Raw genomic sequence first — 21,801 nt, forward strand, 5'->3', positions numbered from 1 at the left:
CCCTGTCCTCGACTACATGGTGCTGATCCACCGCAATTACCGGCCGCGCCGCGACACGCTGCCCGTCTTCTCCGACGACGAACTGAGCGCCATCACCGCCCCGCTTCTCGTGGTGCTGGGTGCCTGCGACCGCATGCTCGATTCACACGACACCGCCGCCCGGGTGACCCGGCTGCTCCCCGCCGCATCGGTGGACCTGCGTGCCGGAGCGGGTCACGGTCTGCTCGACGACGGCGGCGATCTGCACGCCTTCCTCGGTTACGGCGCGACATCGTGACACCGGCAGACGAGCCCGTGGCCTTCCGTGAACGACTGCGCCACGATCTCCGGGCCGCGATGAAAGAGCGCCGGCGCGAGGCGGTCTCGGCGCTGCGCACCCTGATCGCCGCGATCGACAACGCCGAGGCTGCCCGGCCGGGCACGGGGTCGCCGCGGTCCGCGGGCGGTGTCATCGCCCAGTCCTCGCCGGGAGTCGGATCGACCGAGGTGCCCCGCCGCCTGCTCACCGCCGAGGACGTCCGCGCGATCGTCGACGACCTCGTCGCCGAGTACGAGACGCAGGCGAAGCAGTACGGTTCGATGCGGCAGGAGGACGCGGCCGAGCGTCTACGACGCGCGGCCGACGTCCTGCGGGCCTACAGCTAGTTGCGGGCGGCTCGGTTGACCGCCGACACCACCGCGCGCAGCGAGGCCGTCGTGATCGACGTCGCGATACCCACACCCCACACCGTCTTCCCGCCGACGGAAGCCTCGACGTAGGCCGCGGCCTGCGCCTCCTCGCCGGCGGACAGCGCATGTTCGGAGTAGTCCAGCACGCTGATGTCGAAGCCGATCGCGCCCAGCGCGTCGACGAACGCCGCGAGCGGGCCGTTGCCCGCGCCGACGATCTCGCGTTCGACGCCGTCGACCTTCACCACCGCGGTGATCGTGTCGGTGCCGCCGTCGATCTCCGCGGCGTCTACCCGCTGGCGCATCCGCTCCAGCGGCCGGATCGGGGACAGGTACTCCTCGGCGAAGACATCCCACATCTCCTTGGGCGACACCTCGCCGCCCTCGCCGTCGGTGATCTTCTGAATCGCCTGGCTGAACTCGATCTGCAGGCGGCGCGGCAGCACCAGACCGTGGTCGGCCTTCATGATGTAGGCGACGCCGCCCTTGCCCGACTGCGAGTTCACCCGGATGACGGCCTCGTAGGTGCGGCCGACGTCCTTGGGGTCGATCGGCAGATACGGGACCTGCCACAGGATGTCGTCGACGTCCGAATCCGCTTCGTCTGCAGCCACTTTCATTGCGTCCAGGCCCTTGTTGATCGCGTCCTGGTGGCTGCCGGAGAACGCGGTGTAGACCAGATCACCGCCGTACGGGTGACGCTCGTGCACAGGCAGCTGGTTGCAGTACTCCACGGTGCGGCGGATCTCGTCGATGTTGGAGAAGTCGATCTGCGGGTCGACGCCGCGGCTGAACAGGTTCAGACCCAGCGTCACCAGGCACACGTTGCCGGTGCGCTCACCGTTGCCGAACAGGCAGCCCTCGATGCGGTCGGCCCCGGCCTGGTAGCCCAATTCGGCTGCGGCGACGGCGGTTCCGCGGTCGTTGTGCGGGTGCAGGCTCAGGATGATGCTGTCCCGTGGGCTCAGGTGCCGGTTCATCCACTCGATGGAATCGGCGTAGACGTTGGGGGTGGCCATCTCGACGGTGGCGGGCAGGTTCACGATCAGCGGCACCTCGGGGGTGGGCTTGACGATGTCGGCGACCGCGTTGCACACGTCGACGGCGTACTCCAGCTCGGTGCCCGTGTAGGACTCGGGGGAGTACTCGAACCGCCACTGGGTGTCGGGGTACTTGGCGGCTTCTTCGACACACAGCCGGGCGCCGTCGGTGGCGATCTTCTTGACGGCCTCGCGGTCGGCGCGGAACACCACGCGGCGCTGCAGAATCGACGTCGAGTTGTAGAAGTGCACGATCGCGCGCGGCGCGCCCTGGCAGGCCTCGAAGGTGCGGGTGATCAGCTCGGGGCGGCACTGCGTCAGCACCTGGATGGTGACGTCGTCGGGGATCGCGCCCTGTTCGATGATCTCGCGGACGAAATCGAAGTCGGTCTGGCTGGCCGACGGGAAGCCGACCTCGATCTCCTTGTAGCCCATGCGGACCAGCAGGTCGAACATGCGGCGTTTGCGCTGCGGGCTCATCGGGTCGATCAGCGCCTGGTTGCCGTCACGCAGGTCGACCGCGCACCACATCGGCGCGGTGGCGACGACCTTGTCGGGCCAGGTGCGGTCGGGCAGCGTGATCGGCTCGACCTCTTCGGCGAAGCTGCGGTAGCGGCTGACCGGCATGGCGGAGGCGCGCTGGGTGTTCCACGCCGGCTGACCGGGATGCGGCGGACCGGACGGGGTGGTGATGGTGCGGGCGGACGAGTAGGCGTCTGACGAATTCGGCGTGTTCATATCGATGGCTCCGGGAGTGTGACGAGGGACTCGACCGGCGCATCGCGAAAACCCGCGACGGGAAGCCGGTCTGGTCAGACCCCGCCGCGGCGGCCGAGAAGGAGCGCCCGCTGCACAAACATGGTGAAGCCCACTGTAGCGCCTGGTGGCGGCGCCGCCCAAATGGCCCCGGTTCGCCGAGACTGCTGGGAGATCACGATCGGCGGCGATTCGGCGATCTCACCGCAGTCTCGGCGGTCAGACGTGGGAGTCGGGGAACGCGATGACAGACAGGAACCGGATCGGCAGTTCCACCAGGTCGACGGGTCCGTGGGCGCCTTCACCGTCGATCTGCAGCGAGTCGCCGGGGTGCAGCCGGTACACCGACCGGCTGTGGCTGTAGTCCATGACGCCTTCGAGCATGTAGATGAACTCGGTGCCCGGATGCTGGAAGAGCGGGTAGGTCCGGCTCTTCTCCGAGAGCGTCACCTCCAGACACTCCAGGCGCTTGTGCTCACCGCGCAGCGACCCGAGCAGCTGGTAGTCGTGACCTTCCTTGGTGCCGTTGCGGACGATCCGCGCGCCGGTCCCGGCCTTGACGAACGCCGCAGGCCGCTCGACGTCCGCTCCGCGAAACAGGCTGGTGACCGGCACGTCGAACCCCTTGGCCAGCAGCGCCAGCGTCGACAGGCTGCACGACGTCTGGGCGTTCTCGATTTTGCTCATCATGGCCTTGGAGATGCCAACCCGGGACGCCATCTCGGCGACGGTCAGACCCTGCTGCTGGCGCAGCTGGCGCACATTGCGTCCGATGGCCGCCTCGAACTCGGTGTCCTCGACGGGTTCGTGCGGGTCGCGCTCGCGCGCGGTGCCCGACTGGTTGCGGAGAAGCGGGACGTCGGACACCTGACCACTCTACTAAGACGTCGTCTCCCTGAGGGAAACGCAGCGTGTCAGCGCATCTCCCCGGCGCCGACGTACGGGTATGGCGTCTTGAGCAGATCGCCCTCGGCGAACCGGGACAACCGGAAGTCGGTCTCGGGGATGCGAGGGTCGCCGCTGTGTCCGTCGACGATGAGGTCCGCCACCAACCGGCCGACCGCGGGAGCGATCTTGAACCCGTGGCCACTGAAGCCCGCGGCGATGACGAGCCCGTCGAGGTCGGTGCGGGAGATCACCGGGTTCCAGTCGGCGGTGACGTCGTAGCAGCCGGCGTAGCTGCTGGTGATCGAGGCGTCGGGGAAGCCGGGGAACCGGGTGCCGACCTTGTCGACGGTGACGTCGACGAAGTCGTCGGTGGCGCGGTTGAGGTAGTCGTCCGGGTCGGTGTCCTCGTGGTCGGCCAGATCGCTGTTGCCGAACAGCACGGTGCCGTCGGGCTCGGGACGGATGTACTGCAGCGACACCAGATCGGAGAACACCGGCACCGGGCCGAGATCCACGCCCGGGTCGATCAGCACGATCTGTTCGCGCACCACGCGGATGGGCACGTCGATGCCGTGCTGGGCGAGCAGCGGCCGGGTCCAGGCGCCGGTGGCGACGACGACGGTCTCGGCGGAGATCTCGCCGCCGTCGGCGAGCCCCACCCCGGTGACGCGGTCGCCGTCGGTGAGCAGGCTCTGCACCGCCGTGCCCTGCCGCACACGCACCCCCGCGGCGCGCGCGGCGACCGCGAACGCCTGGGCGGTTCGATACGCGTCGCCGTAGCCACCGCGCGGCTCCCAACCGAACGCGGCGAACGGCTCCAGATCGGCGAACGGCCACATCTTCGCGACCTCGCCGGCGTCGATCTCCTCGGTCTGCACCCCGACCGCGCGCTGCGCGGCGAGGCTGCAGCGCATCGCCGCGGCGTTCTGTGCGCCCACCCCGACGACGTAACCCGTCTGGCGGAAGCCGATATCGGTGCCGAAGATCTCCTCGGCTTTCTCGAAGACCTCGAGTCCGGCCGCGGCCATCGCGGCCAGCGAGGTGACCCCGTAGTGGCAGCGCACGATGCCGCTCGACTTGCCGGTCATCCCGGAGCCGACGGTGTGCCGTTCCGCGACAACCACATTCGTCACGCCCCGATCGGCCAGCGCCCAGGCGGCCGCGGCGCCTTCCAGGCCGCCGCCGACGATGACGACGTCGGCTGTCTCGCTCATCAGAACCCCGCTCCGGGAATCCAGTTCGTGCCGGCCAGCGGGATGCGGGCCATCGCCGCGGCCTCGATCGTGACGGCCACCAGATCCTCGGGTTCGAGGTGGCAGACATGGGCCTTACCGCACGCGCGGGCGATGGTCTGCGCCTCCATCGTCAGCACCCGCAGGTAGTTGGCCAGTCGCCTGCCCGCCTCCACCGGATCGAGGCGGGCGGCCAGTTCCGGGTCCTGCGTGGTGATGCCGGCCGGATCGCGGCCGTCCTGGAAGTCGTCGTAACACCCTGCGGCGCTGCCGATCTTCTCGTACTCGGCGGCGTGGCGCGGATGGTTGTCACCAAGGGCGATCAGCGCGGCGGTGCCGATCGCGACCGCGTCGGCGCCCAGCGCGAGTGCCTTGGCGACGTCGGCGCCGGTGCGGATGCCGCCCGACACGATGAGCTGCACACCCTTGCGGTGCACCCCCAGTTCCTGCAACGCCTGCACGGCCTGCGGAATCGCCGCCAGCGTCGGGACGCCGACGTGTTCGATGAACACCTCCTGGGTGGCGGCGGTGCCGCCCTGCATCCCATCGACGACCACGACGTCGGCGCCGGCGTGCACCGCGAGTTTGACGTCGTAGTAGGTGCGGGTGGCGCCGACCTTGACGTAGATCGGCTTCTCCCAGTCGGTGAGCTCACGCAGTTCGTTGATCTTGATGGTGAGATCGTCCGGTCCCGTCCAGTCCGGGTGCCGGCACGCCGAGCGCTGGTCGATGCCCTGCGGCAGCGTGCGCATCGACGCGACCCGCTCGGAGATCTTCTGGCCCAGCAACATTCCGCCGCCACCCGGTTTGGCGCCCTGTCCGAGCACCACCTCGATCGCATCGGCCTTGCGCAGGTCGTCAGGGTTCATGCCGTAGCGCGACGGCAGGTACTGGTACACCAGGTGCTTGCTCTGCCCGCGCTCCTCCGGCGTCATGCCACCGTCGCCGGTGGTGGTCGAGGTGCCGACCTCGCTGGCGCCGCGGCCCAGCGCCTCCTTGGCCTGACCGGACAGCGCACCGAACGACATCCCCGCGATGGTGACCGGGATATCGAGGTGCAGTGGGTATTTCGCGTGGCGGTCACCCAGCACGACGTCGGTCGCGCACTTCTCGCGATAGCCCTCCAGCGGGTAGCGCGACATCGATGCGCCGAGGAACAGCAGATCGTCGAAGTGCGGCAGCGCACGCTTGGCGCCCCAGCCGCGGATGTCGTAGATACCGGTCTCGGCCGCCCGCTGGATGCCCGCGATGGTGGCACGGTCGAAGGTCGCGGATTCGCGCAGGCCCCAGGTGCTCATCAGTAACTCCCTGTGTTGTCGACGTGGAAGTGGTAGAGCTCGCGGGCGGAGCCGTAGCGGGTGTACGCCGCGGTGTCATCGTCCTCGAAACCGGCGGCCTTGAGCAGCCGCCCGAGTTCCTCGTGGTGTTCGGCGCGCATCTCCTTGGCCACGCAGTCCGCGCCGAGCGAGGCAACCGAGCCGCGAACGTAGAGGCGCGCCTCGTAGATCGAGTCGCCGAGCGCCTCACCGGCGTCCCCGCGCACCACGAGCCGGCCGGCCTGGGCCATGAACGCGCTCATGTGGCCGATGTCGCCGCCGACGACGATGTCGACACCCTTCATCGAGATACCGCACCGGGCAGCGGCATTGCCCTCGATCACCAGCAGCCCGCCGTGGCCGGTGGCGCCCGCGGACTGCGACGCGTTGCCCTTGACCCACACGGTTCCGCTCATCATGTTCTCGGCCACACCGGTGCCGGCGTTGCCGTCGATGACCACCTCGGCCTGCTGGTTCATTCCGGCCGCGTAGTAGCCGACGTGACCCTCGACCGTCACACGGACGGGGGCGTTGAGCCCGACGGCGACGTTGTGCGCACCGTCGGGATGCCGGATCACGACGTCCCCGGCGATGTCACCGGCGTGCAGCGCGGCATTGACGTCGCGCAGCTTGGTCGTGTGGAGGTCGAATGTCAGCGCGGCTGTCATCTCTTCCATGCGTACACCACCTCGGGCTCGGGCTCCCAGATCGCGGCGTTCTCGACGCCGGGAAGGCTTGACAGCGCGCGGTATTCGCTCGCCATCGCGACCCAGTCGGACGTCTCGGCGATCACCGCGGGTTTGCAGGCGATCGCGTCACGCACGACCGCGAACGAGTCGCGGTTGGACACGAGCAGCGTGTAGAAGCCGTCGAACGTGGCGCACAGTTCCTTGAGCGCGGTCTCGACGTCGCGACCGGCGGCCAACTGGGTGGCGACGAACCGCGCCCCGACCTCCGTGTCGTTCTCGCTGTCGAATTCGACACCCGCGGCGCGCAGTTCACGCCGGATGGTGGCGTGGTTGGCGAAGGACCCGTTGTGCACCAGGCACTGATCGGGTCCGACCGCGTACGGGTGCGCACCCGAGGGCGTCACCGCCGATTCGGTGGCCATCCGGGTGTGGCCGACGCCCTGCCAGCCCTGTGCTGTCGCCAGACCCCACGAATCGGCCAGCCGGCGCGGATCGCCCACACCCTTGAGCACGGCGAGATCGTCACCGAAACCGGCGACGAGCGCCTCGGGGAACGCCGCGCGGGCCGCGGCCAGCACGGCCTCGGACTCGGCCTGCGCGGTCACCAGGTAGGTGGCGTCGAGCACGGTCACCGACACCGCGACGCCCAGCGCCGATCCCACCGCATCGCTGACCGATTCGGGCGACGCCCCGATCTCCAGCAGTGAGACACACCCGTGGCCGGCCGGCGTCCACGTCGGGTCGCCGTACACCGCGACGCCCGCCGAATCGCTACCGCGGTCGGACATCTCGCACAGCATGCCGGTGAGCAGCTCGCCCAGCCGGGGATGGAGTTCGGGGTTGCGCAGGTGCAATCCGACGATCCCGCACATCAGTCGCTCGCTTTCTGTGTTCTCTGCAGTGGATCGGGACGATCTAGAACGCGGTCAGGTACTGATCGACCTCCCACGGGCTGACCGTCCCGTGGTAGTCGAAGAACTCCTGCCGTTTGAGGTCGGCGAAGTACCGCGCGACGCCGTCGCCCGCGGCGTCGAGGACACCTGAGACGACGGGGTCGGCCTCGAGCCGGTCCACCGCGTGGAGCAGGGTGGGCGGCAGCGTCGAACGGCTCTCGACCACCGCGCCGACCGCACCCGGGTCGGCCGAGCGCTTGATGCCGTCGAGGCCGGCGCCCAGGGCGGCGGCGACCGCGAGGTAGGGGTTGGCCGAGCCGTCCCCGCCACGCAGTTCGATGCGCTGTGAATCGGGGACGCGGATGTAGTGGGTGCGGTCGTTGCCGCCGTAGGTGGCGCTGCGTGGCGCCCACGATGCGCCCGACGCGGTGCTGACCGCGCCGGTTCGCTTGTAGGAGTTGACCGTCGGCGCGATCACCGACTGCAGTGCGCAGGCATGGTCGAGGATCCCGCCGATGAACGAGTACGCGGCGTCCGACAGGCCCAAACCGCGTTCGTCGGCGTCGCAGGGGAACACCGGCGTGCCGGCACTGGTGAGCGACAGGTGAAGGTGCAGCCCGCTGCCGGTGCGGTCGCCGAACGGTTTGGGCATGAAGGTGGCCACCATTCCGCGCTCGGCCGCGATCATCGACAGCAGGTAGCGCAGCGTGATGACCCGGTCGGCGGTGGTGAGCGCGTCGGCGAACTGGAAGTTCTGCTCGAACTGGCCGTTGCCGTCCTCGTGGTCGTTGGCGTAGTTCGCCCAGCCCAGCTGGTTCATCGCGGTGGAGATCGCGGTGAGGTGGTCGTACATGCGCGTCACCCCGCGTGCGTCGTAGCAGGGCTGGGCGGCGGTGTCGGCGGTGTCGGCCGTGGACAGGCTGCCGTCGGCGTTGCGGGTGAGCAGGAAGTACTCGACCTCCGCGCCCACCCACGGCTCGAAACCGGCGTCGGCGGCCTGCTCGATGAGGGTCTTGAGGATGACGCGCGGCGCGTACGGCCACGGTTTGCCCTCGACGTGGGGATCGCAGTGCACGATCGCCAGGCCGTCCTTGACGAAGGGGATCGCGGTGAACGACGCCGGATCGGGGATCGCCATCAGGTCGGGGTCTTTGGGCTCCTGGCCCATGGCGCCCACCGCGTATCCGGCGAAGCCCACGCCCTCGGTGGCGAGTTGTTCGACCGCTTCGACGGGAACCAGCTTGGCGCAGGGCTTTCCGCGCAGATCGACGAACAGCGCCAGGATGAACTTGGTGCCGGTCTTCTCGGCGAGCGTGGCGAGATCGGTGGACATAACAGGAACCCTGTCTCTTGATATGAATCAATGTATCACACTGGGAAACTCGATGGATATGCGAATGCGGCCGGCGCGAGGCTGCACACCCCTCGCCGGCCGCAGCGTCTGACTAGACGGGTTGCCAGTCGTATGAGGATTCGCGGTGGAACTTGGCGTCGATACCCTGCTCCTCCTCGTCGGGGGAGACGCGGATGCCGACGGTCTTCTTCAATGCGAACGCGATGAGGTAGGCCACCGCGAACGAGTAGAGCATCACCGCACCGGCCGCGACCGCCTGCTTCCACAGCTGGTCGATGCCGCCGCCGTAGAGCAGCCCGTTGACGCCGTTGGGCATGCCCTCGCTGGCGAAGAAGCCGATAAGCAGGGTGCCGATCACGCCGCCGACGAGGTGCACGCCGACCACGTCGAGCGAATCGTCATAGCCGAAGCGGGTTTTCAGGCCGACCGCGTACACGCAGACCGCACCGGCGATACCGCCGACGAAGATCGCGCCGACCGGGGTGACCGCACCGCAGGCGGGGGTGATCGCGACCAGGCCGGTGATGGCGCCCGATGCCGCGCCGACACCGGTGACGTGACCGTCCTTGATCTTCTCCACGGCGAGCCACGCCAGCACCGCGGCGCAAGTCGCGACGAACGTGGTGACCATGACGATGGCCGCGGAGTTGCCTGCGGCCAGTGCGGAGCCGCCGTTGAACGCATACCACCCGGCCCACAGCAGGCCCGCGCCCAGCAGCGTCAGCGGCACGTTGTGCGGTTTGCGCAACTGCCCGAACATCGCCGACTTACCGAGCACGATCGCGACGGCGAGTGCGGCGGCGCCGGCGTTGATGTGCACCGCGGTGCCACCGGCGAAGTCGACGGCGCCGAGCGTGTTGGCAATCCAGCCGCCGACCGAGTTCTCGGTCACCACACCGTCGAACGCGAACACCCAGTGCGCGACGGGGAAGTACACCAGCACCGCCCACAGGGTGGCGAAGCCCATCCAGGCGCCGAACTTCATCCGGTCGGCGACCGCACCGGAGATCAGCGCCACCGTGATCGCGGCGAACAGCGCCTGGAAGACCGCGAACAGGCTGATCGGGAGCCCGTCGACGGTCGTCATCGGCTCGAGGAGATCCTTCATCCCGGCGAACTCCGTCAGGCTGCCGACGAAACCGCCGTAGGAGGTGCCGAAGACCATCGAGAAGCCGAACAGCACCCACAGCAGTCCGACGGAGGCGACGGCGCCGAACGTCATCATCATCATGTTCGTCGAACTCTTGACGGAGACCATGCCGCCGTAGAACAGCGCGAGACCCGGAATCATCAGCGTGAGGCCGATGATGCAACACAGCATGAAGGCTGTGGTTCCTGTATCCATGTGAAACCTCTTCTGCAAGGGATAAGCGGCCCACGGCGGCCGATCACTGGCAGTAACTGATGTTTCTGTTACAGAGACAGGGTCATTCGTGTTGCATCGCCGTTAAATGTGGTCCCATGTCAGCAGCCGCCGTTCGATCAGGTCGGCGCCGCGGGCTGCGCCACCGGTGGCGGCGTAGCCGGCGGCGACACGGCGCGCGCCCGCACTCATCGCCATGGCCTTGAGAACCGCGTCGCGCAGCCGGGCGGCGGTCAGATGCTTGGGCAGCAGCCGAGTGCCGCATTTCGCCACCTCCACGCGCCGGGCCACCTCGAACTGATCGCGGCCGTAGGGCACCACGCACACCGGTACGCCCCGTGCCAAGGCCTTCTGCGTGACGCCCATCCCGCCGTGGGTGATCGCGCAGGCTGCACGGTCGAGCACCAGGCTGTGCGGCACGAACGCGCACACCGTGGCGTTGGCCGGTGCCGCGATGTCACGCGGCACGCCGGCGGGGAATGTGGCCACCACGTGTACAGGCTCCTCTGCAAGTGCCTCGAGCGCTACTCGTGCCAACTCGAAGTCGCCTTGGTTCTCCGAGGACGTCGACGCCAGAACAATCGGCCGCTCGATGCCCACCAGCCATTCGGGCACGGTCGAAGGTGCCGGGTCGAAGGAGCAGGCGCCGATGAACTGAATGGAGTCGTCCCAATCCGGACGTGGATATTCGAACGGTGGGGCGGTGGCCACGAGAATCAACGGCGCCCGACGCGCGTAGTCGTCGGACGACTTGATCGGCGGAAGGCCGAGCTGGGCCCGGATGATGTTGTGCGAGTCGACCCACGAATCCAGTGCGTTGAACTTCTTTCGAAGCAGTGCGTCCCGAAGCCGGCCCACCGGGCCGGGCCATGGCCGGAGTCCCGGCCCCCACGGCGGGACTCCTCGCGACCGCAGGTATGGCAGGAAGGCCCAGAACGACACCCACGGCAAGCCACTGGCTTCGGCCACCGCAGATGCGCCCCAGCAATTCGGGTCGATGATCAAAAGGTCCGGCCGGGAGTCGGCGATGGCACCGGTCAGCTCGGGAACTTCATATTCGGCCCGCTGCGCGAACGTCTCTCGCACCCGGGACAGCGCCTCCTCCGGGGTCACAGCGCCCGCGTCATCGAGGGGGATGGTCTCGATGCGCGGATCCACCGGCTTGGTCGCGAAACCCATGTCGAGGCCGGCATCCACACCGGCACCGAGGGTGTGCAGCGCGATGTCATGCCCCCGGTCGCGCAACTCCGTCAGAAGCACGCTGATCGGGAAGAAGTGGCCCATCGCGGGAGTTTGGTAGGCGAGGATCTTGGCCATGACGGAACCTTTCTCGGTGGTCGGGGATGTGGAGGTCGAGCGAATCCGGACACGGCACGGCACTGTGCGATGCCGAGACAGTCAGTTGCGCAGCGGCTTTCGTCGGTACCCGTCGCCGCCATCACTTCTGCGAGTGATGAACAGCGCGACTGCTGCCGCCGACGTCGCACCGAACATCACCAGCCCCATCGGTGACGCGCTGCTGTGACCAGCCAGGCCGACCAACGGTGAGGCGACTGCGCCGGCCGTGTACTGCGCGAATCCGAAGATCGCCGACCCGGTACCTGCGGCGTGGCGGACCTGGGTCGTCGCGAGCATGGCCGAATGGCCGTACAGGAAGCCGACACCTGCCATGAAACAACCCATGAGCGCGATCGTCGACACGGGGTGCACCCCGCCGATCGTGACCGTGCACAGGATCAGGGCAGTGATCACCACCAGCGCGGTGACCCCGCCCTCCATCACCCGGCGCGGTGCGACGGTACTGACGGTGCCGCGTGCGACGACGCTGCCCAGGGCGACCGCAAGCGAACACGCGGCGAACGCGGAGGAATACGCCGCAGTCGACAGCCCCACGATGTCCTGCAGGACGAAGGGCGATGCCGACACAAAGCCGAACATGGCGGCCGAGATGAACGCGGAAGCGGCCGTGTAACCGAGATAGCGGCGGTTGATCAGGACGAGGTAGCTGCCGGCGGCCAGCGCCTTCAGTCCATCGGGGCGCCGAAGCGCCCGAGGCAGTGACTCCCCGACGAAGAGGACGACGCCGAGAAGCGTCGACAGGTTCAAGACGGCCAGCACGGCGAACACGGCACGCCATCCGAAGGCGGTGACGACGGCCCCGCCCAGAATCGGGGCCGCGATCGGCGCGAGCACCGTCATCAGGGTCATGTTCGAGAAGACCTTCAGCGCAACGCGTCCGTGAGAGCGGTCCGCGATGATCGCTCGGGCGATGACGACACCCGCCGCACTGGCGAACCCCTGAACGAACCGCAGGCCGATCAGGATCTCGACGATCGGGGCGACGCTGCACAACGTGCTGACCCCGAGGCAGATCGCGGAACCGGCGATCAACGGCGGGCGACGGCCACAGCGATCGGAGAGCGGCCCGATCACGAGTTGTCCACTGGCCAAACCGATCAGGAATGCCGTCATCGTCAATTGAATCGACGACGGTGACGTGTGCAAGTCGCGCGCCATGGCAGGGAAGGCGGACAAGTACATGTCGATCGAGAAAGGCGCCACGGCGGTGAGTGCCGCCAAAGTGGCGATCACGACGAGCGGCGTGCCCCCCGGTGGTTCGCAAGCCACTCGGATGAATCCGTCAGGCGCACGAAAAGCCATATCCCACCGGACGACTGTCCTCGAAAACTTTCCCGTTCGAGATCAACATGCCTTCAACGGTAGGTGCGGTCCTGCACCGATCGTGGGCCACTTCGCAGCGGTGATGAGGGGCCAGTTCAGCTCGCCGCGTCAGGCAGCAGCTGGATCAGGGCGTCCAGGGCAGCCGACCACGCACTTGGAGCAGGCGATGCGAACCCGATCACCAATCCATCGCGTGCACTGACGGTTTCGGGATGACGGAACCCACCAAGCCCCTCCACGCCGAGCCGCCGCCACGCCAGTTGGCGCACCAGATCGCTCTCGCCGCCACGAGCGAGCTCGAGCATCACGTGCAGTCCTGCAGGCGTTCCCGCCACCGTGCTCTGCCGTGACGAGCGGGCGACTGCCGCAACGAGTTGCTCACGGCGACGGCTGTATTCGGCGCGCATCCTCCGGATGTGTCTGTCGTAGGAACCGGACACGATGAATTCGGCCATCGTCAACTGGTCGACGAAGCCGGAAGTCCCCTCGATTTCCCCCTTCTGCCGGGCGACCGCGTCGACAAGTCGCTCCGGCAACGCCAGCCAGCCGAGCCGAAGCCCCGGCGCCAGCGACTTGCTGACTGTTCCCATGTAGATGACATGTTCGGGGTCGACACCCTGCAGCGCACCGACAGGTTCACGGTCGTAGCGGAACTCTCCGTCGTAGTCATCGTCGATGATCACTCCGCCGGTGCGTCGCGCCCAATCGACCACCGCTGCTCGGCGCTGCGGATGCAGGGTCACACCCAGCGGGAACTGGTGCGACGCGGTGAGCAGCACACCGCCAACCTCCGGCATGTCGTCGAGTGCCGTGACGTCGGCACCGTCAGAGTCGACTGCCAGCGGCGGGCACCGGATTCCCGCTCGATCGAGCGAGGCCCATTGCGTCGGCAGCCCGAACTCCTCGACCGCCACGGCGACGATGCCCTCGCCCGCCAACGCGCCGGCGATGAGACCCAGCCCTTCGGCCGCCCCGGAACACACGACGATGTTGCACGGTCGGGTGCGGACTCCACGAGTGCGAGCGAGGTACTGGGAAAGGGCGCGGCGTAACTCCGGCCGGCCATACGGGTCGGCGTAGCCGAACGCCTCGACCGGTGCGGCGTCCAATGCGCGCTTGACCGCTCGACTCCACTCCGCCCGTGGGAACGCCGAAAGGTCCGGCCGCCCCGGCCGCAAGTCGTGGTCCAGCCGGCGCGCCGGTGGCCGTCGCGGCGGAGGCGTCGCGACAGACCGGACGATCTCTGTCGCCCGGCGCGAAACGCACGTGCTCGAGCCGTGCTGAGACGTCAACCAGCCCTCGGCGATGAGCTCGGCGTAGGCGCGCGCCACGGTGTTCCTCGCGACACCGAGATCGCCGGCCAGCGCGCGGCTCGACGGCAGTCGTGTGCCCGGCGCGAGTCGCCCGGAGCGGATCGCGTCGCGAACGGCGTCGGTCACACTGTCTCGAACGCTGCCGCCGGAACGATCGAGGTGAAGGTCCAAGGAGGCATCTCTTCCGAAGGTGATTCCAAAGGCGATGTTCGAGTGAACGCTCCGATGGCCCGCCCTATTGCCTCTTGTTGAAGACGGGAAGACTCAGAACGCGGGGTGACCCCACGTCTCGGTGAACGCGACCTGCTCGAGCGGCAGTCGCACACGCGGCTGGGAGTCGCGTTCGGCGATCGCGTCGTCGGCCGTCGCGTAGTCGCCGAGTCTCCCGACCGCCACCACGGCCAGAGGCAGCACGCCCCCGGGGATCGCGAACGCCTCCCGGGCGGCGTCGACGTAGAACCCGGCCATCGGATGGGTGATGAGCCCGCGGGACACCGCCTCGACGCTGAGGTTGGCGATCGCGGCGCCGGCATCGAGCGCCGCGTAGCGCGCGGTGCGCTCGTCCTCACCCTCGTCCGCGCACACCAGGATCAGCGCGCTCGCCGCCCGCGCGTAGCTGTTGCCGCGGCGCAGGACCTCGGCCAGCGCCCCGAACGTCGAATCGCCACGACGCCCGACGAGGAACCGCACCGGCTGGCGGCCACCCCACGTCGCGGCCCACCGCGCCGCCTCCAGCAGCGCTGTCAGCGCGTCGTCGTCGAGGACCGCCGCCGGATCGAACGCGCGCGGGCTCCAGCGGGCGGCGAGGTGGGCATGGATCGGCACGCGGGTGTCGGCGTCCCGATCGGCGGGCGGGTTGGGCACCACCCGAAGCTACCGGCGGAGAAAAGCAGGTGCGCGCAGCCCTTATCCTTGGTGGGACTTTTTCCCGCGTGAAAGGCTTGACAGTGGCGCTCGTCGTCCAGAAATACGGTGGCTCCTCGGTGTCGGACGCCGAGCGCATCCGTCGCGTCGCCGAACGCATCGTCGAGACCAAGAAGGCCGGCAACGACGTCGTGGTCGTCGTCTCGGCGATGGGTGACACCACCGACGACCTGCTCGACCTGGCCAAGCAGGTGTGCCCGGCGCCGCCCGCGCGTGAACTCGACATGCTGCTCACCGCCGGTGAGCGCATCTCCAACGCGCTGGTGGCGATGGCCATCGAGTCGCTCGGCGCCCAGGCCCGCTCGTTCACCGGATCGCAGGCCGGCGTCGTCACGACCGGCACCCACGGCAACGCCAAGATCATCGACGTCACCCCGACGCGGCTGCGTTCCGCGCTCGACGAGGGCCAGATCGTGCTGGTCGCCGGGTTTCAGGGTGTGAGTCAGGACACCAAGGACGTCACCACGCTGGGCCGCGGCGGGTCCGACACCACCGCCGTCGCCGTGGCCGCCGCCCTGAACGCCGACGTGTGCGAGATCTACACCGACGTCGACGGCGTCTACACCGCCGACCCCCGCATCGTGCCCAACGCCCACAAGCTCGACACCGTCAGTTTCGAGGAGATGCTCGAGATGGCGGCGTGCGGCGCCAAGGTGCTGATGCTGCGCTGTGTGGAGTACGCGCGCCGCTACGACCTGCCCATCCATGTGCGCTCGTCGTACTCGGACAAACCCGGCACCATCGTCAAAGGATCGATCGAGGACATCGCCATGGAAGACGCCATCCTGACCGGAGTTGCTCACGACCGCAGTGAGTCCAAGGTCACCGTTGTGGGCCTGCCCGACGTTCCCGGTTACGCCGCCAAGGTGTTCCGCGCCGTCGCCGACGCCGACGTGAACATCGACATGGTGCTGCAGAACATCAGCAAGATCGAGGACGGCAAGACCGACATCACGTTCACCTGTGCGCGCGACAACGCCCCGGGTGCGGTCGAGAAGCTCACCTCGCTGCAGGACGAGATCGGGTTCACCCGCGTCCTCTACGACGACCACATCGGCAAGGTGTCGCTGATCGGCGCCGGTATGCGCAGCCATCCGGGCGTCACCGCGACATTCTGCGAGGCGCTCGCCGAGGTCGGCGTGAACATCGACCTGATCTCCACCTCGGAAATCCGGATCTCGGTGCTGGTCAAGGACACGGAATTGGACAAGGCCGTGGCCGCGTTGCACGAGGCGTTCGGCCTCGGCGGTGACGAAGAGGCGGTCGTCTACGCGGGAACGGGGCGGTAGTTCAGATGGTCAGTATCGGTGTGGTCGGCGCGACCGGCCAGGTCGGCCAGGTGATGCGCACCCTGCTCGAGGAACGCGATTTCCCGGCGACCAGCGTGCGGTTCTTCGCCTCGCCCCGGTCGGAGGGCAAGAAACTGCCGTTCCGCGGCCAGGAGATCGAAGTCGAGAACGCCGAGACCGCGGACCCGAGCGGGATCGACATCGCGCTGTTCTCCGCGGGCGCGACGATGTCGCGGGTGCAGGCGCCGCGATTCGCCGGAGCCGGGGCAGTGGTCGTCGACAACTCGTCGGCATGGCGCAAGGACCCTGACGTGCCGCTGGTCGTCAGCGAGGTCAACTTCGAGAGGGATGTCGCCAACCGTGCTCGGTCCCTTCCCCGGGGCATCATCGCCAACCCGAACTGCACGACCATGGCCGCGATGCCGGTGCTCAAGCCGCTGCACGACGAGGCCGGTCTGGTGCGGATGATCGCGTCGACCTATCAGGCGGTATCGGGCAGTGGTGTCGCCGGAGTCGAGGAGCTGTTCGGTCAGGCCAGCGCCGTCGTCTCCGGCAGCCGTGACCTGGTGCACGACGGCGGCGCTCTGGCCTTCCCCGCGCCTAACAAGTACGTCGCGCCGATCGCGTTCAACGTGGTGCCGCTGGCCGGCGCGCTGGTCGACGACGGCTCCGGGGAGACCGACGAGGATCAGAAGCTGCGCAACGAAAGCCGCAAGATCCTCGGCATCCCCGATCTGCTTGTGAGCGGGACGTGTGTGCGGGTGCCGGTGTACACCGGGCATTCGCTGTCGCTCAATGTCGAGTTCGCGCAGCCGCTTTCGGTGCAGCGCGCGCAGGAACTGCTGGCGGATGCGCCGGGCGTGAAGCTGGTCGACGTCCCGACGCCGCTGGCCGCCGCGGGTGTCGACGAATCGCTGGTGGGGCGCATCCGCCAGGATCCCGGCGCCCCGGACGGCCGCGGGCTGGCGCTGTTCATCTCGGGGGACAACCTGCGAAAAGGCGCCGCGCTGAACACGATTCAGATCGCCGAGTTGCTGGCCGCCCAGCTCTGACAGGCGGGTGTACGGGGGCCGTTTGACCGCCGTCGCGGTCGTCGCTGCCGCGTTGTCGGTGCCCGCCGCCCAGGCGCAGCCACCAGCGCCCGCACCGGGACCCGTGTTGCCGCCGCTTGCGCCGGGACAGGTGGTGCGGATCGGACCCACGGCCGGAACCGGTACGCCCACCCGTGATTACGGCATCGGCGCGACCGACCTGTGTGAGTTCATGGAGTTCCCGAGCGGGATCCTGCAGGTGTGCGGGGACAGTTTCGCCGGGCAGGGCGTGGGCTTCGGGGGCTGGTACTCGCCGATCGCGCTGCACGTGGAGACGGAGTCGATCCTCGACCCGGGCGGGGTGCGCTACGACGGCGTCACCGGCGTGAACACTCCGCTGCTGGCCGACCCCACGCCGGCCGGGTCCTCGCAACTGCCCGCCGGGGTGGTGCAGATCAACCGCGAGAACTACATGCTGGTCACCACGACCCGCGATCTTCGGCCGCAGTCGTCTCGGCTGGTGAAAGCTGAAGCAGGACAGGGGCAGTGGCGCACCGTGGCGGGTTCGGAGCGGGACGTCGACCACGCCGGCGGGTCGCAGTCGCAGATCAGCGGCTACTACGACCCCATACCGACCGCGGACTCGCCCAGTGGGTGGGTGTACATCGTGGCCAACAACTTCGACCGCAGCGCGCCGGTCGTGCTGTATCGCGTGACGCCACAGGCGTTCACCGACCGCGACGCGTGGCAGGGCTGGTCGGCCGAGCAGGGCTGGGGTGGCGCGCCGACACCGCTGTGGCCGGACCGCGTCGGCGAGATGAGCGTGCGGCAGATCGAGGGCAAGACCGTGCTGTCGTACTTCAACGCCGGCACCGGCAACATGGAGATGCGGGTGGCCGACAGCCCGATCGGGCTGGGCGCGGCCCCGGTGACGACGGTGGTCGTGGCCGCCGACTGGCCGGAGCAGGCGGAGTATCTGCCCCCGCCGGAAATCAACCGGCTGGCCCAGCCGTACGGCGGCTACATCTCGCCGGGTTCCACGCTCGACGAGGTGCGGGTGTTCGTCAGCCAGTGGAACACCACACCGCTGGGCGACAATGCGCCCTACCGGGTGATCCAGTTCGCGGTCAACCCGTTCAAGCGGTAGCCGGCGGACGGGATCTCCGGACCGCGGGGCTCCTGGCGCCGTCGCCTACTTGTCGTGCGCGATATTGCTGATGGCCGCGCCCGGAGTCCGGTATCGGCCCTCCGTCGCGTTGTCCACGGATTCAGGTGTCGATTCGTTCGGTGTTTGCGCCAGTTCCCTGACCGTGGAGCCTGGAGCGGTGCCGTCGAGATTCCCGGGGATGCTCGGCGCGACGCGCTTGACGTCCTGGCCAGGGGCCCGCACGCGCCCTCCGGTCACCTCGTAGACGGTTTCAGGCGTGGATTGGCCTGGGACCTGCGCCAATTCGCGGACCAGTGAGCCCGGACTGATGCCGTCGATGTTGCCCGGAAGCCCCGGGTTGTCGGTGGTGGGGTCCGCTGCTGCAATTCCGGCGAAGGGGACGGAGAGGGACAGGGCTGCCACAACGGAAGTCAGGAGTTTTTTCGACATGATCGTCTTCCCTGCAGTTCATCGAAAGGCGCCGTGAGGCGGCACCGAAGAAAAGCGTATGGCGCGCTCCAGGACCGGACAACGGGGTTCACCACTCTTCGTCGCAGCGCTCTTGCGATGGTAAGAAACCACGCTACGCAACCGTGCCGAGCGCCGGCTTCACAGCGAATTCATAGCGCATACAGGACCGCTACATCAGCAACGCTCGCATCATCGGGCGCATGACCGAAACCCCGTCGACCTCCGCGTCGTCCCCTGATCCCGCGACCGAACCCGTCCACACCACCACGGCACCGCCGCAGCAGCCCGCTTACGTCGACACGCGGGAGGAGCGACGCCGGCCGAATCGCGTCACCACCATCGCCGCCTGGGTCGGCGTCGTGGCGGGTGTCGTGTTCATCGTCGCCGTCGTCTTCTTCTCCGGCTTCGTGCTGGGCAAGAGCTCCGGCGGGGGCGGTCATCACCGCGACGGCGGCCCCGGGCACGGCCAGATGATCTTCCACCGCGACGGCCCACCGGCCGGCATGTTGCCGATGATCCCGCGCGGCCAGTTCGAGCGCCCGGGGATGCCCTTCGGCCCTGGTCAGCCCGGTGTGCAGGGACCCGAGCAGAGCCAGCCGGGGAGCCCCTCGACCACTGCGCCCGCGCGACCGTGATTGGAATCATTCCAGACTTAATCTTGACTCAGTCCAGAAAAGGCGCATACTCGATGGCATGACCCCTTTGCGTGAATCCGACCTCGCGGCCCGGTTGCGGGCCGCGGGGCTTCGGGTCACCGCACCTCGACTCGCGGTGCTGACCGCGCTCGCGGACGCCCCGCACTCGACGGCCGACGACGTCGCCGGCCACGTGCGCGAGGCGCTCGGCTCGGTGTCCACCCAGGCGATCTACGACGTCCTACGGGCGTGTGTGTCGGCAGGCCTGGTCCGGCGGATCGAGCCCGCGGGTTCGTCGGCGCGTTACGAGACGCGCATCGGTGACAACCACCACCACCTGGTGTGTCGAGGCTGCGGCCGGGTGGCGGACGTCGACTGCGTCGTCGGCGCCGCGCCATGCCTGCACCCCGCCGGCGTGGAAGACGGCTTCACCGTCGACGAAGCCGAGGTCGTGTTCTGGGGCACCTGCGCGGATTGCCGAGCGCAGCAACAGGTTTCATTCCATCACATCACTCATCAGGATGAGGAGTCCGCCGAATGACCAAACCCACCACCAGCAACACCGGTGTGCCCGTCGAAAGTGACGACGAGTCGCTGACCGCAGGCGCACAGGGGCCGGTCCTGCTCCACGACTGGTACCTGATCGAGAAACTCGCCCAGTTCAACCGCGAACGCGTCCCCGAGCGCATCGTGCACGCCAAGGGCGCGGGCGCCTACGGCGAACTCGTGATCACCAACCCCGAGATCGCCGACTACACCAAGGCCAAGCTCTTCCAGCCCGGCGTGCGCACCGAATCACTCGTGCGCTTCTCCACCGTCGCCGGTGAGCAGGGCAGCCCCGACACCTGGCGCGACCCGCGCGGTTTCGCGGTCAAGTTCTACACCGAAGACGGCAACTACGACATCGTCGGCAACAACACGCCTGTCTTCTTCATCCGGGACGCGATCAAGTTCCCGGACTTCATCCGCAGCCAGAAGCGCCTGCCCGGCAACGGACTTCGCGACCACAACATGCAGTGGGACTTCTGGACCCTGCGCCCGGAGACCGCTCACCAGGTGACCTGGCTGATGGGTGACCGCGGCATCCCGAAGACCTACCGCCACATGAACGGCTACGGCAGCCACACCTACCAGTGGGTGAACGCCGCCGGCGAGCGGTTCTGGGTGAAGTACCACTTCAAGACCGACCAGGGCATCGACTACCTGACCCAGGAGGAGGCCGACCGGCTGGCGGGCACCGATCCCGATTACCACCGCGCCGACCTGTGGAACGCCATCGAGCGCGGCGAGTACCCGAGCTGGACGCTGAAGGTCCAGATCATGCCCGTGGACGAGGCGGAGTCCTACCGGTTCAACCCGTTCGACCTGACCAAGGTGTGGTCGAAGAAGGACTATCCGCTCATCGAGGTCGGCACCTGGACGCTCAACCGCAACCCGCAGAACTACTTCGTCGAGATCGAGCAGGCCGCGTTCGCGCCGTCGAACATCGTTCCGGGCATCGGGTTCTCACCGGACAAGATGCTGCTGGGCCGGGTGTTCTCCTACGCCGACGCCCAGCGCTACCGCGTCGGGACCAACTACGCCGAGCTGCCCCCGAACCGGGCCCGCGCCGCGGAGGTGAACTCCTACTCCAAGGAGGGCGCCATGCGGCACACCTTCAACGCCCCTGAGGTTCCGGTGTACGCACCGAACTCCTACGGCGGTCCGCACGCCGACCCCGAACGCGCCGGTGACGGCGGCCAGTGGGGCTTCGACGGCACCGCCGTGCGTGCCGGCTACATCCGGCACGCGGAGGACGACGACTTCGCGCAGGCCGGCACGCTGGTGCGTGAGGTGATGACCGCCGAGGAGCGGGAGCGGCTGGCGCACAACATCATCGGGCACGCGTCGAACGGCGTCACGCCCGAGGTGCTCGAGCGGGTGTACCAGTACTGGCGCAACGTCGACGCCGACCTCGGCGCGAAGGTGGAGGCGGGCGTCAAGGCCAACCTCGCGGAGGCCGACGGCGCCGCGCACCAGCCGGCGCAGGAAGGCCAGAGCGCCGTCGCCGGCGACAGCGCCGCACCGAAGGTGAAGGTCGGCGCGCAGGCGTAACTCATCGCCGAGTGC

21 protein-coding genes are annotated in these 21,801 nt (G+C 68.3%); 8 read left to right on the forward strand and 13 right to left on the reverse strand.

Annotated elements, in window-relative coordinates; all coding sequences use genetic code 11:
• The first annotated feature begins 16 nt into the window (after window positions 1–16).
• Together G6N30_RS27040 and G6N30_RS23375 are read left to right on the forward strand one after the other, a co-directional pair.
• Entirely contained in the window at window positions 17–277 is a 261-nt protein-coding gene (locus G6N30_RS27040; protein ID WP_197906159.1) for an alpha/beta fold hydrolase, read from the forward strand.
• On the forward strand, window positions 274–645 hold the full coding sequence (locus G6N30_RS23375; RefSeq protein ID WP_197906160.1) for a GatB/YqeY domain-containing protein: 372 nt from the start codon (window positions 274–276) through the stop codon (window positions 643–645). Before G6N30_RS27040 ends, G6N30_RS23375 begins: the two co-directional genes overlap by 4 nt.
• Here the strand turns inward: G6N30_RS23375 and leuA are convergent.
• The 12 genes from leuA to G6N30_RS23435 form a co-directional block, all read right to left on the reverse strand.
• Complete coding sequence (leuA, locus tag G6N30_RS23380; RefSeq protein WP_134057013.1) at window positions 642–2,447, reverse strand: 2-isopropylmalate synthase; 1,806 nt, start codon at window positions 2,445–2,447, stop codon at window positions 642–644. The two genes, G6N30_RS23375 and leuA, sit on opposite strands and share 4 nt — an antisense overlap.
• Before the next feature lie 237 nt (window positions 2,448–2,684).
• On the reverse strand, window positions 2,685–3,332 hold the full coding sequence (locus tag G6N30_RS23385; RefSeq protein WP_134057011.1) for a type II toxin-antitoxin system RelB family anti-toxin: 648 nt from the start codon (window positions 3,330–3,332) through the stop codon (window positions 2,685–2,687).
• Window positions 3,333–3,379: 47 nt separating this feature from the next.
• On the reverse strand, window positions 3,380–4,567 hold the full coding sequence (locus G6N30_RS23390; RefSeq protein WP_134057009.1) for an NAD(P)/FAD-dependent oxidoreductase: 1,188 nt from the start codon (window positions 4,565–4,567) through the stop codon (window positions 3,380–3,382).
• A complete protein-coding gene (locus G6N30_RS23395; RefSeq protein WP_134057007.1) occupies window positions 4,567–5,883 on the reverse strand; it encodes an FMN-binding glutamate synthase family protein in 1,317 nt (438 codons plus the stop codon). Before G6N30_RS23395 ends, G6N30_RS23390 begins: the two co-directional genes overlap by 1 nt.
• Window positions 5,883–6,569 carry a protein glxC gene (locus G6N30_RS23400; protein WP_407664763.1) on the reverse strand — a complete coding sequence of 229 codons (687 nt, stop codon included), beginning with the start codon at window positions 6,567–6,569 and terminating at the stop codon, window positions 5,883–5,885. The genes G6N30_RS23395 and G6N30_RS23400 overlap by 1 nt, the downstream gene beginning before the upstream one ends.
• Window positions 6,566–7,462 carry a class II glutamine amidotransferase domain-containing protein gene (locus G6N30_RS23405; protein WP_134057004.1) on the reverse strand — a complete coding sequence of 299 codons (897 nt, stop codon included), beginning with the start codon at window positions 7,460–7,462 and terminating at the stop codon, window positions 6,566–6,568. Before G6N30_RS23405 ends, G6N30_RS23400 begins: the two co-directional genes overlap by 4 nt.
• Before the next feature lie 43 nt (window positions 7,463–7,505).
• Window positions 7,506–8,816, reverse strand: coding sequence for a type III glutamate--ammonia ligase (gene glnT, locus G6N30_RS23410; protein ID WP_134057001.1), 1,311 nt, complete (start codon window positions 8,814–8,816; stop codon window positions 7,506–7,508).
• A 112-nt stretch (window positions 8,817–8,928) separates the two neighbouring features.
• Window positions 8,929–10,182, reverse strand: coding sequence for an ammonium transporter (locus G6N30_RS23415; RefSeq protein ID WP_134056999.1), 1,254 nt, complete (start codon window positions 10,180–10,182; stop codon window positions 8,929–8,931).
• 102 nt (window positions 10,183–10,284) lie between these two features.
• A complete protein-coding gene (locus tag G6N30_RS23420) occupies window positions 10,285–11,517 on the reverse strand; it encodes a glycosyltransferase (protein WP_134056996.1) in 1,233 nt (410 codons plus the stop codon).
• Window positions 11,518–11,598: 81 nt separating this feature from the next.
• A complete protein-coding gene (locus tag G6N30_RS23425) occupies window positions 11,599–12,792 on the reverse strand; it encodes a multidrug effflux MFS transporter (RefSeq protein WP_234880231.1) in 1,194 nt (397 codons plus the stop codon).
• Between the two features lie 185 nt (window positions 12,793–12,977).
• Window positions 12,978–14,321: a MocR-like pyridoxine biosynthesis transcription factor PdxR gene (pdxR, locus tag G6N30_RS23430; RefSeq protein WP_234880230.1), complete on the reverse strand. Its 1,344-nt coding sequence runs from the start codon at window positions 14,319–14,321 to the stop codon at window positions 12,978–12,980.
• A 138-nt stretch (window positions 14,322–14,459) separates the two neighbouring features.
• Entirely contained in the window at window positions 14,460–15,059 is a 600-nt protein-coding gene (locus tag G6N30_RS23435) for a nitroreductase family protein (RefSeq protein WP_134056990.1), read from the reverse strand.
• A gap of 83 nt (window positions 15,060–15,142) precedes the next feature.
• On the opposite strand from G6N30_RS23435, the gene G6N30_RS23440 reads away from it, so the two are divergent.
• The 3 genes from G6N30_RS23440 to G6N30_RS23450 are packed head-to-tail and all read left to right on the forward strand — an operon-like array spanning window position 15,143 to window position 18,586.
• A complete protein-coding gene (locus G6N30_RS23440; protein ID WP_134057560.1) occupies window positions 15,143–16,408 on the forward strand; it encodes an aspartate kinase in 1,266 nt (421 codons plus the stop codon).
• Window positions 16,409–16,413: 5 nt separating this feature from the next.
• Window positions 16,414–17,460 (forward strand): aspartate-semialdehyde dehydrogenase, encoded by a 1,047-nt coding sequence (locus G6N30_RS23445; RefSeq protein ID WP_134056989.1) that lies wholly within the window; start codon window positions 16,414–16,416, stop codon window positions 17,458–17,460.
• A gap of 22 nt (window positions 17,461–17,482) precedes the next feature.
• Window positions 17,483–18,586 carry a DUF4185 domain-containing protein gene (locus G6N30_RS23450; protein WP_134056987.1) on the forward strand — a complete coding sequence of 368 codons (1,104 nt, stop codon included), beginning with the start codon at window positions 17,483–17,485 and terminating at the stop codon, window positions 18,584–18,586.
• A 45-nt stretch (window positions 18,587–18,631) separates the two neighbouring features.
• On the opposite strand, the gene G6N30_RS23455 is transcribed toward G6N30_RS23450, so the two are convergent.
• The gene (locus G6N30_RS23455) at window positions 18,632–19,036 is read right to left on the reverse strand and encodes a hypothetical protein (RefSeq protein WP_134056986.1); all 405 of its coding nucleotides are present in this window, start codon (window positions 19,034–19,036) and stop codon (window positions 18,632–18,634) included.
• 221 nt (window positions 19,037–19,257) lie between these two features.
• Here G6N30_RS23455 and G6N30_RS23460 point away from each other — a divergent pair, with 221 nt between their 5' ends.
• The 3 genes from G6N30_RS23460 to G6N30_RS23470 are packed head-to-tail and all read left to right on the forward strand — an operon-like array spanning window position 19,258 to window position 21,786.
• Window positions 19,258–19,692, forward strand: coding sequence for a hypothetical protein (locus tag G6N30_RS23460; RefSeq protein ID WP_276026810.1), 435 nt, complete (start codon window positions 19,258–19,260; stop codon window positions 19,690–19,692).
• 58 nt (window positions 19,693–19,750) lie between these two features.
• Window positions 19,751–20,233 carry a Fur family transcriptional regulator gene (locus G6N30_RS23465; protein ID WP_134056982.1) on the forward strand — a complete coding sequence of 161 codons (483 nt, stop codon included), beginning with the start codon at window positions 19,751–19,753 and terminating at the stop codon, window positions 20,231–20,233.
• On the forward strand, window positions 20,230–21,786 hold the full coding sequence (locus G6N30_RS23470) for a catalase (protein WP_134056980.1): 1,557 nt from the start codon (window positions 20,230–20,232) through the stop codon (window positions 21,784–21,786). Before G6N30_RS23465 ends, G6N30_RS23470 begins: the two co-directional genes overlap by 4 nt.
• The last annotated feature ends 15 nt before the right edge of the window (window positions 21,787–21,801 follow it).

The sequence above is a fragment of the Mycolicibacterium litorale genome (genome assembly GCF_010731695.1).
Taxonomy (GTDB): Bacteria; Actinomycetota; Actinomycetes; order Mycobacteriales; family Mycobacteriaceae; genus Mycobacterium; species Mycobacterium litorale.

Bases quoted from the DNA above. Each gene is read 5' to 3' on its own strand.
- leuA (WP_134057013.1), bottom strand. From the start codon at position 2,447: ATGAACACGCCGAATTCGTCAGACGCCTACTCGTCCGCCCGCACCATC.
- G6N30_RS27040 (WP_197906159.1), top strand. From the start codon at position 17: ATGGTGCTGATCCACCGCAATTACCGGCCGCGCCGCGACACGCTGCCC.
- G6N30_RS23420 (WP_134056996.1), bottom strand. From the start codon at position 11,517: ATGGCCAAGATCCTCGCCTACCAAACTCCCGCGATGGGCCACTTCTTC.
- G6N30_RS23390 (WP_134057009.1), bottom strand. From the start codon at position 4,567: ATGAGCGAGACAGCCGACGTCGTCATCGTCGGCGGCGGCCTGGAAGGC.
- G6N30_RS23405 (WP_134057004.1), bottom strand. From the start codon at position 7,462: ATGTGCGGGATCGTCGGATTGCACCTGCGCAACCCCGAACTCCATCCC.
- G6N30_RS23395 (WP_134057007.1), bottom strand. From the start codon at position 5,883: ATGAGCACCTGGGGCCTGCGCGAATCCGCGACCTTCGACCGTGCCACC.
- glnT (WP_134057001.1), bottom strand. From the start codon at position 8,816: ATGTCCACCGATCTCGCCACGCTCGCCGAGAAGACCGGCACCAAGTTC.
- G6N30_RS23455 (WP_134056986.1), bottom strand. From the start codon at position 19,036: ATGTCGAAAAAACTCCTGACTTCCGTTGTGGCAGCCCTGTCCCTCTCC.
- G6N30_RS23470 (WP_134056980.1), top strand. From the start codon at position 20,230: ATGACCAAACCCACCACCAGCAACACCGGTGTGCCCGTCGAAAGTGAC.
- G6N30_RS23400 (WP_407664763.1), bottom strand. From the start codon at position 6,569: ATGACAGCCGCGCTGACATTCGACCTCCACACGACCAAGCTGCGCGAC.
- G6N30_RS23465 (WP_134056982.1), top strand. From the start codon at position 19,751: ATGACCCCTTTGCGTGAATCCGACCTCGCGGCCCGGTTGCGGGCCGCG.
- G6N30_RS23445 (WP_134056989.1), top strand. From the start codon at position 16,414: ATGGTCAGTATCGGTGTGGTCGGCGCGACCGGCCAGGTCGGCCAGGTG.
- G6N30_RS23415 (WP_134056999.1), bottom strand. From the start codon at position 10,182: ATGGATACAGGAACCACAGCCTTCATGCTGTGTTGCATCATCGGCCTC.
- G6N30_RS23460 (WP_276026810.1), top strand. From the start codon at position 19,258: ATGACCGAAACCCCGTCGACCTCCGCGTCGTCCCCTGATCCCGCGACC.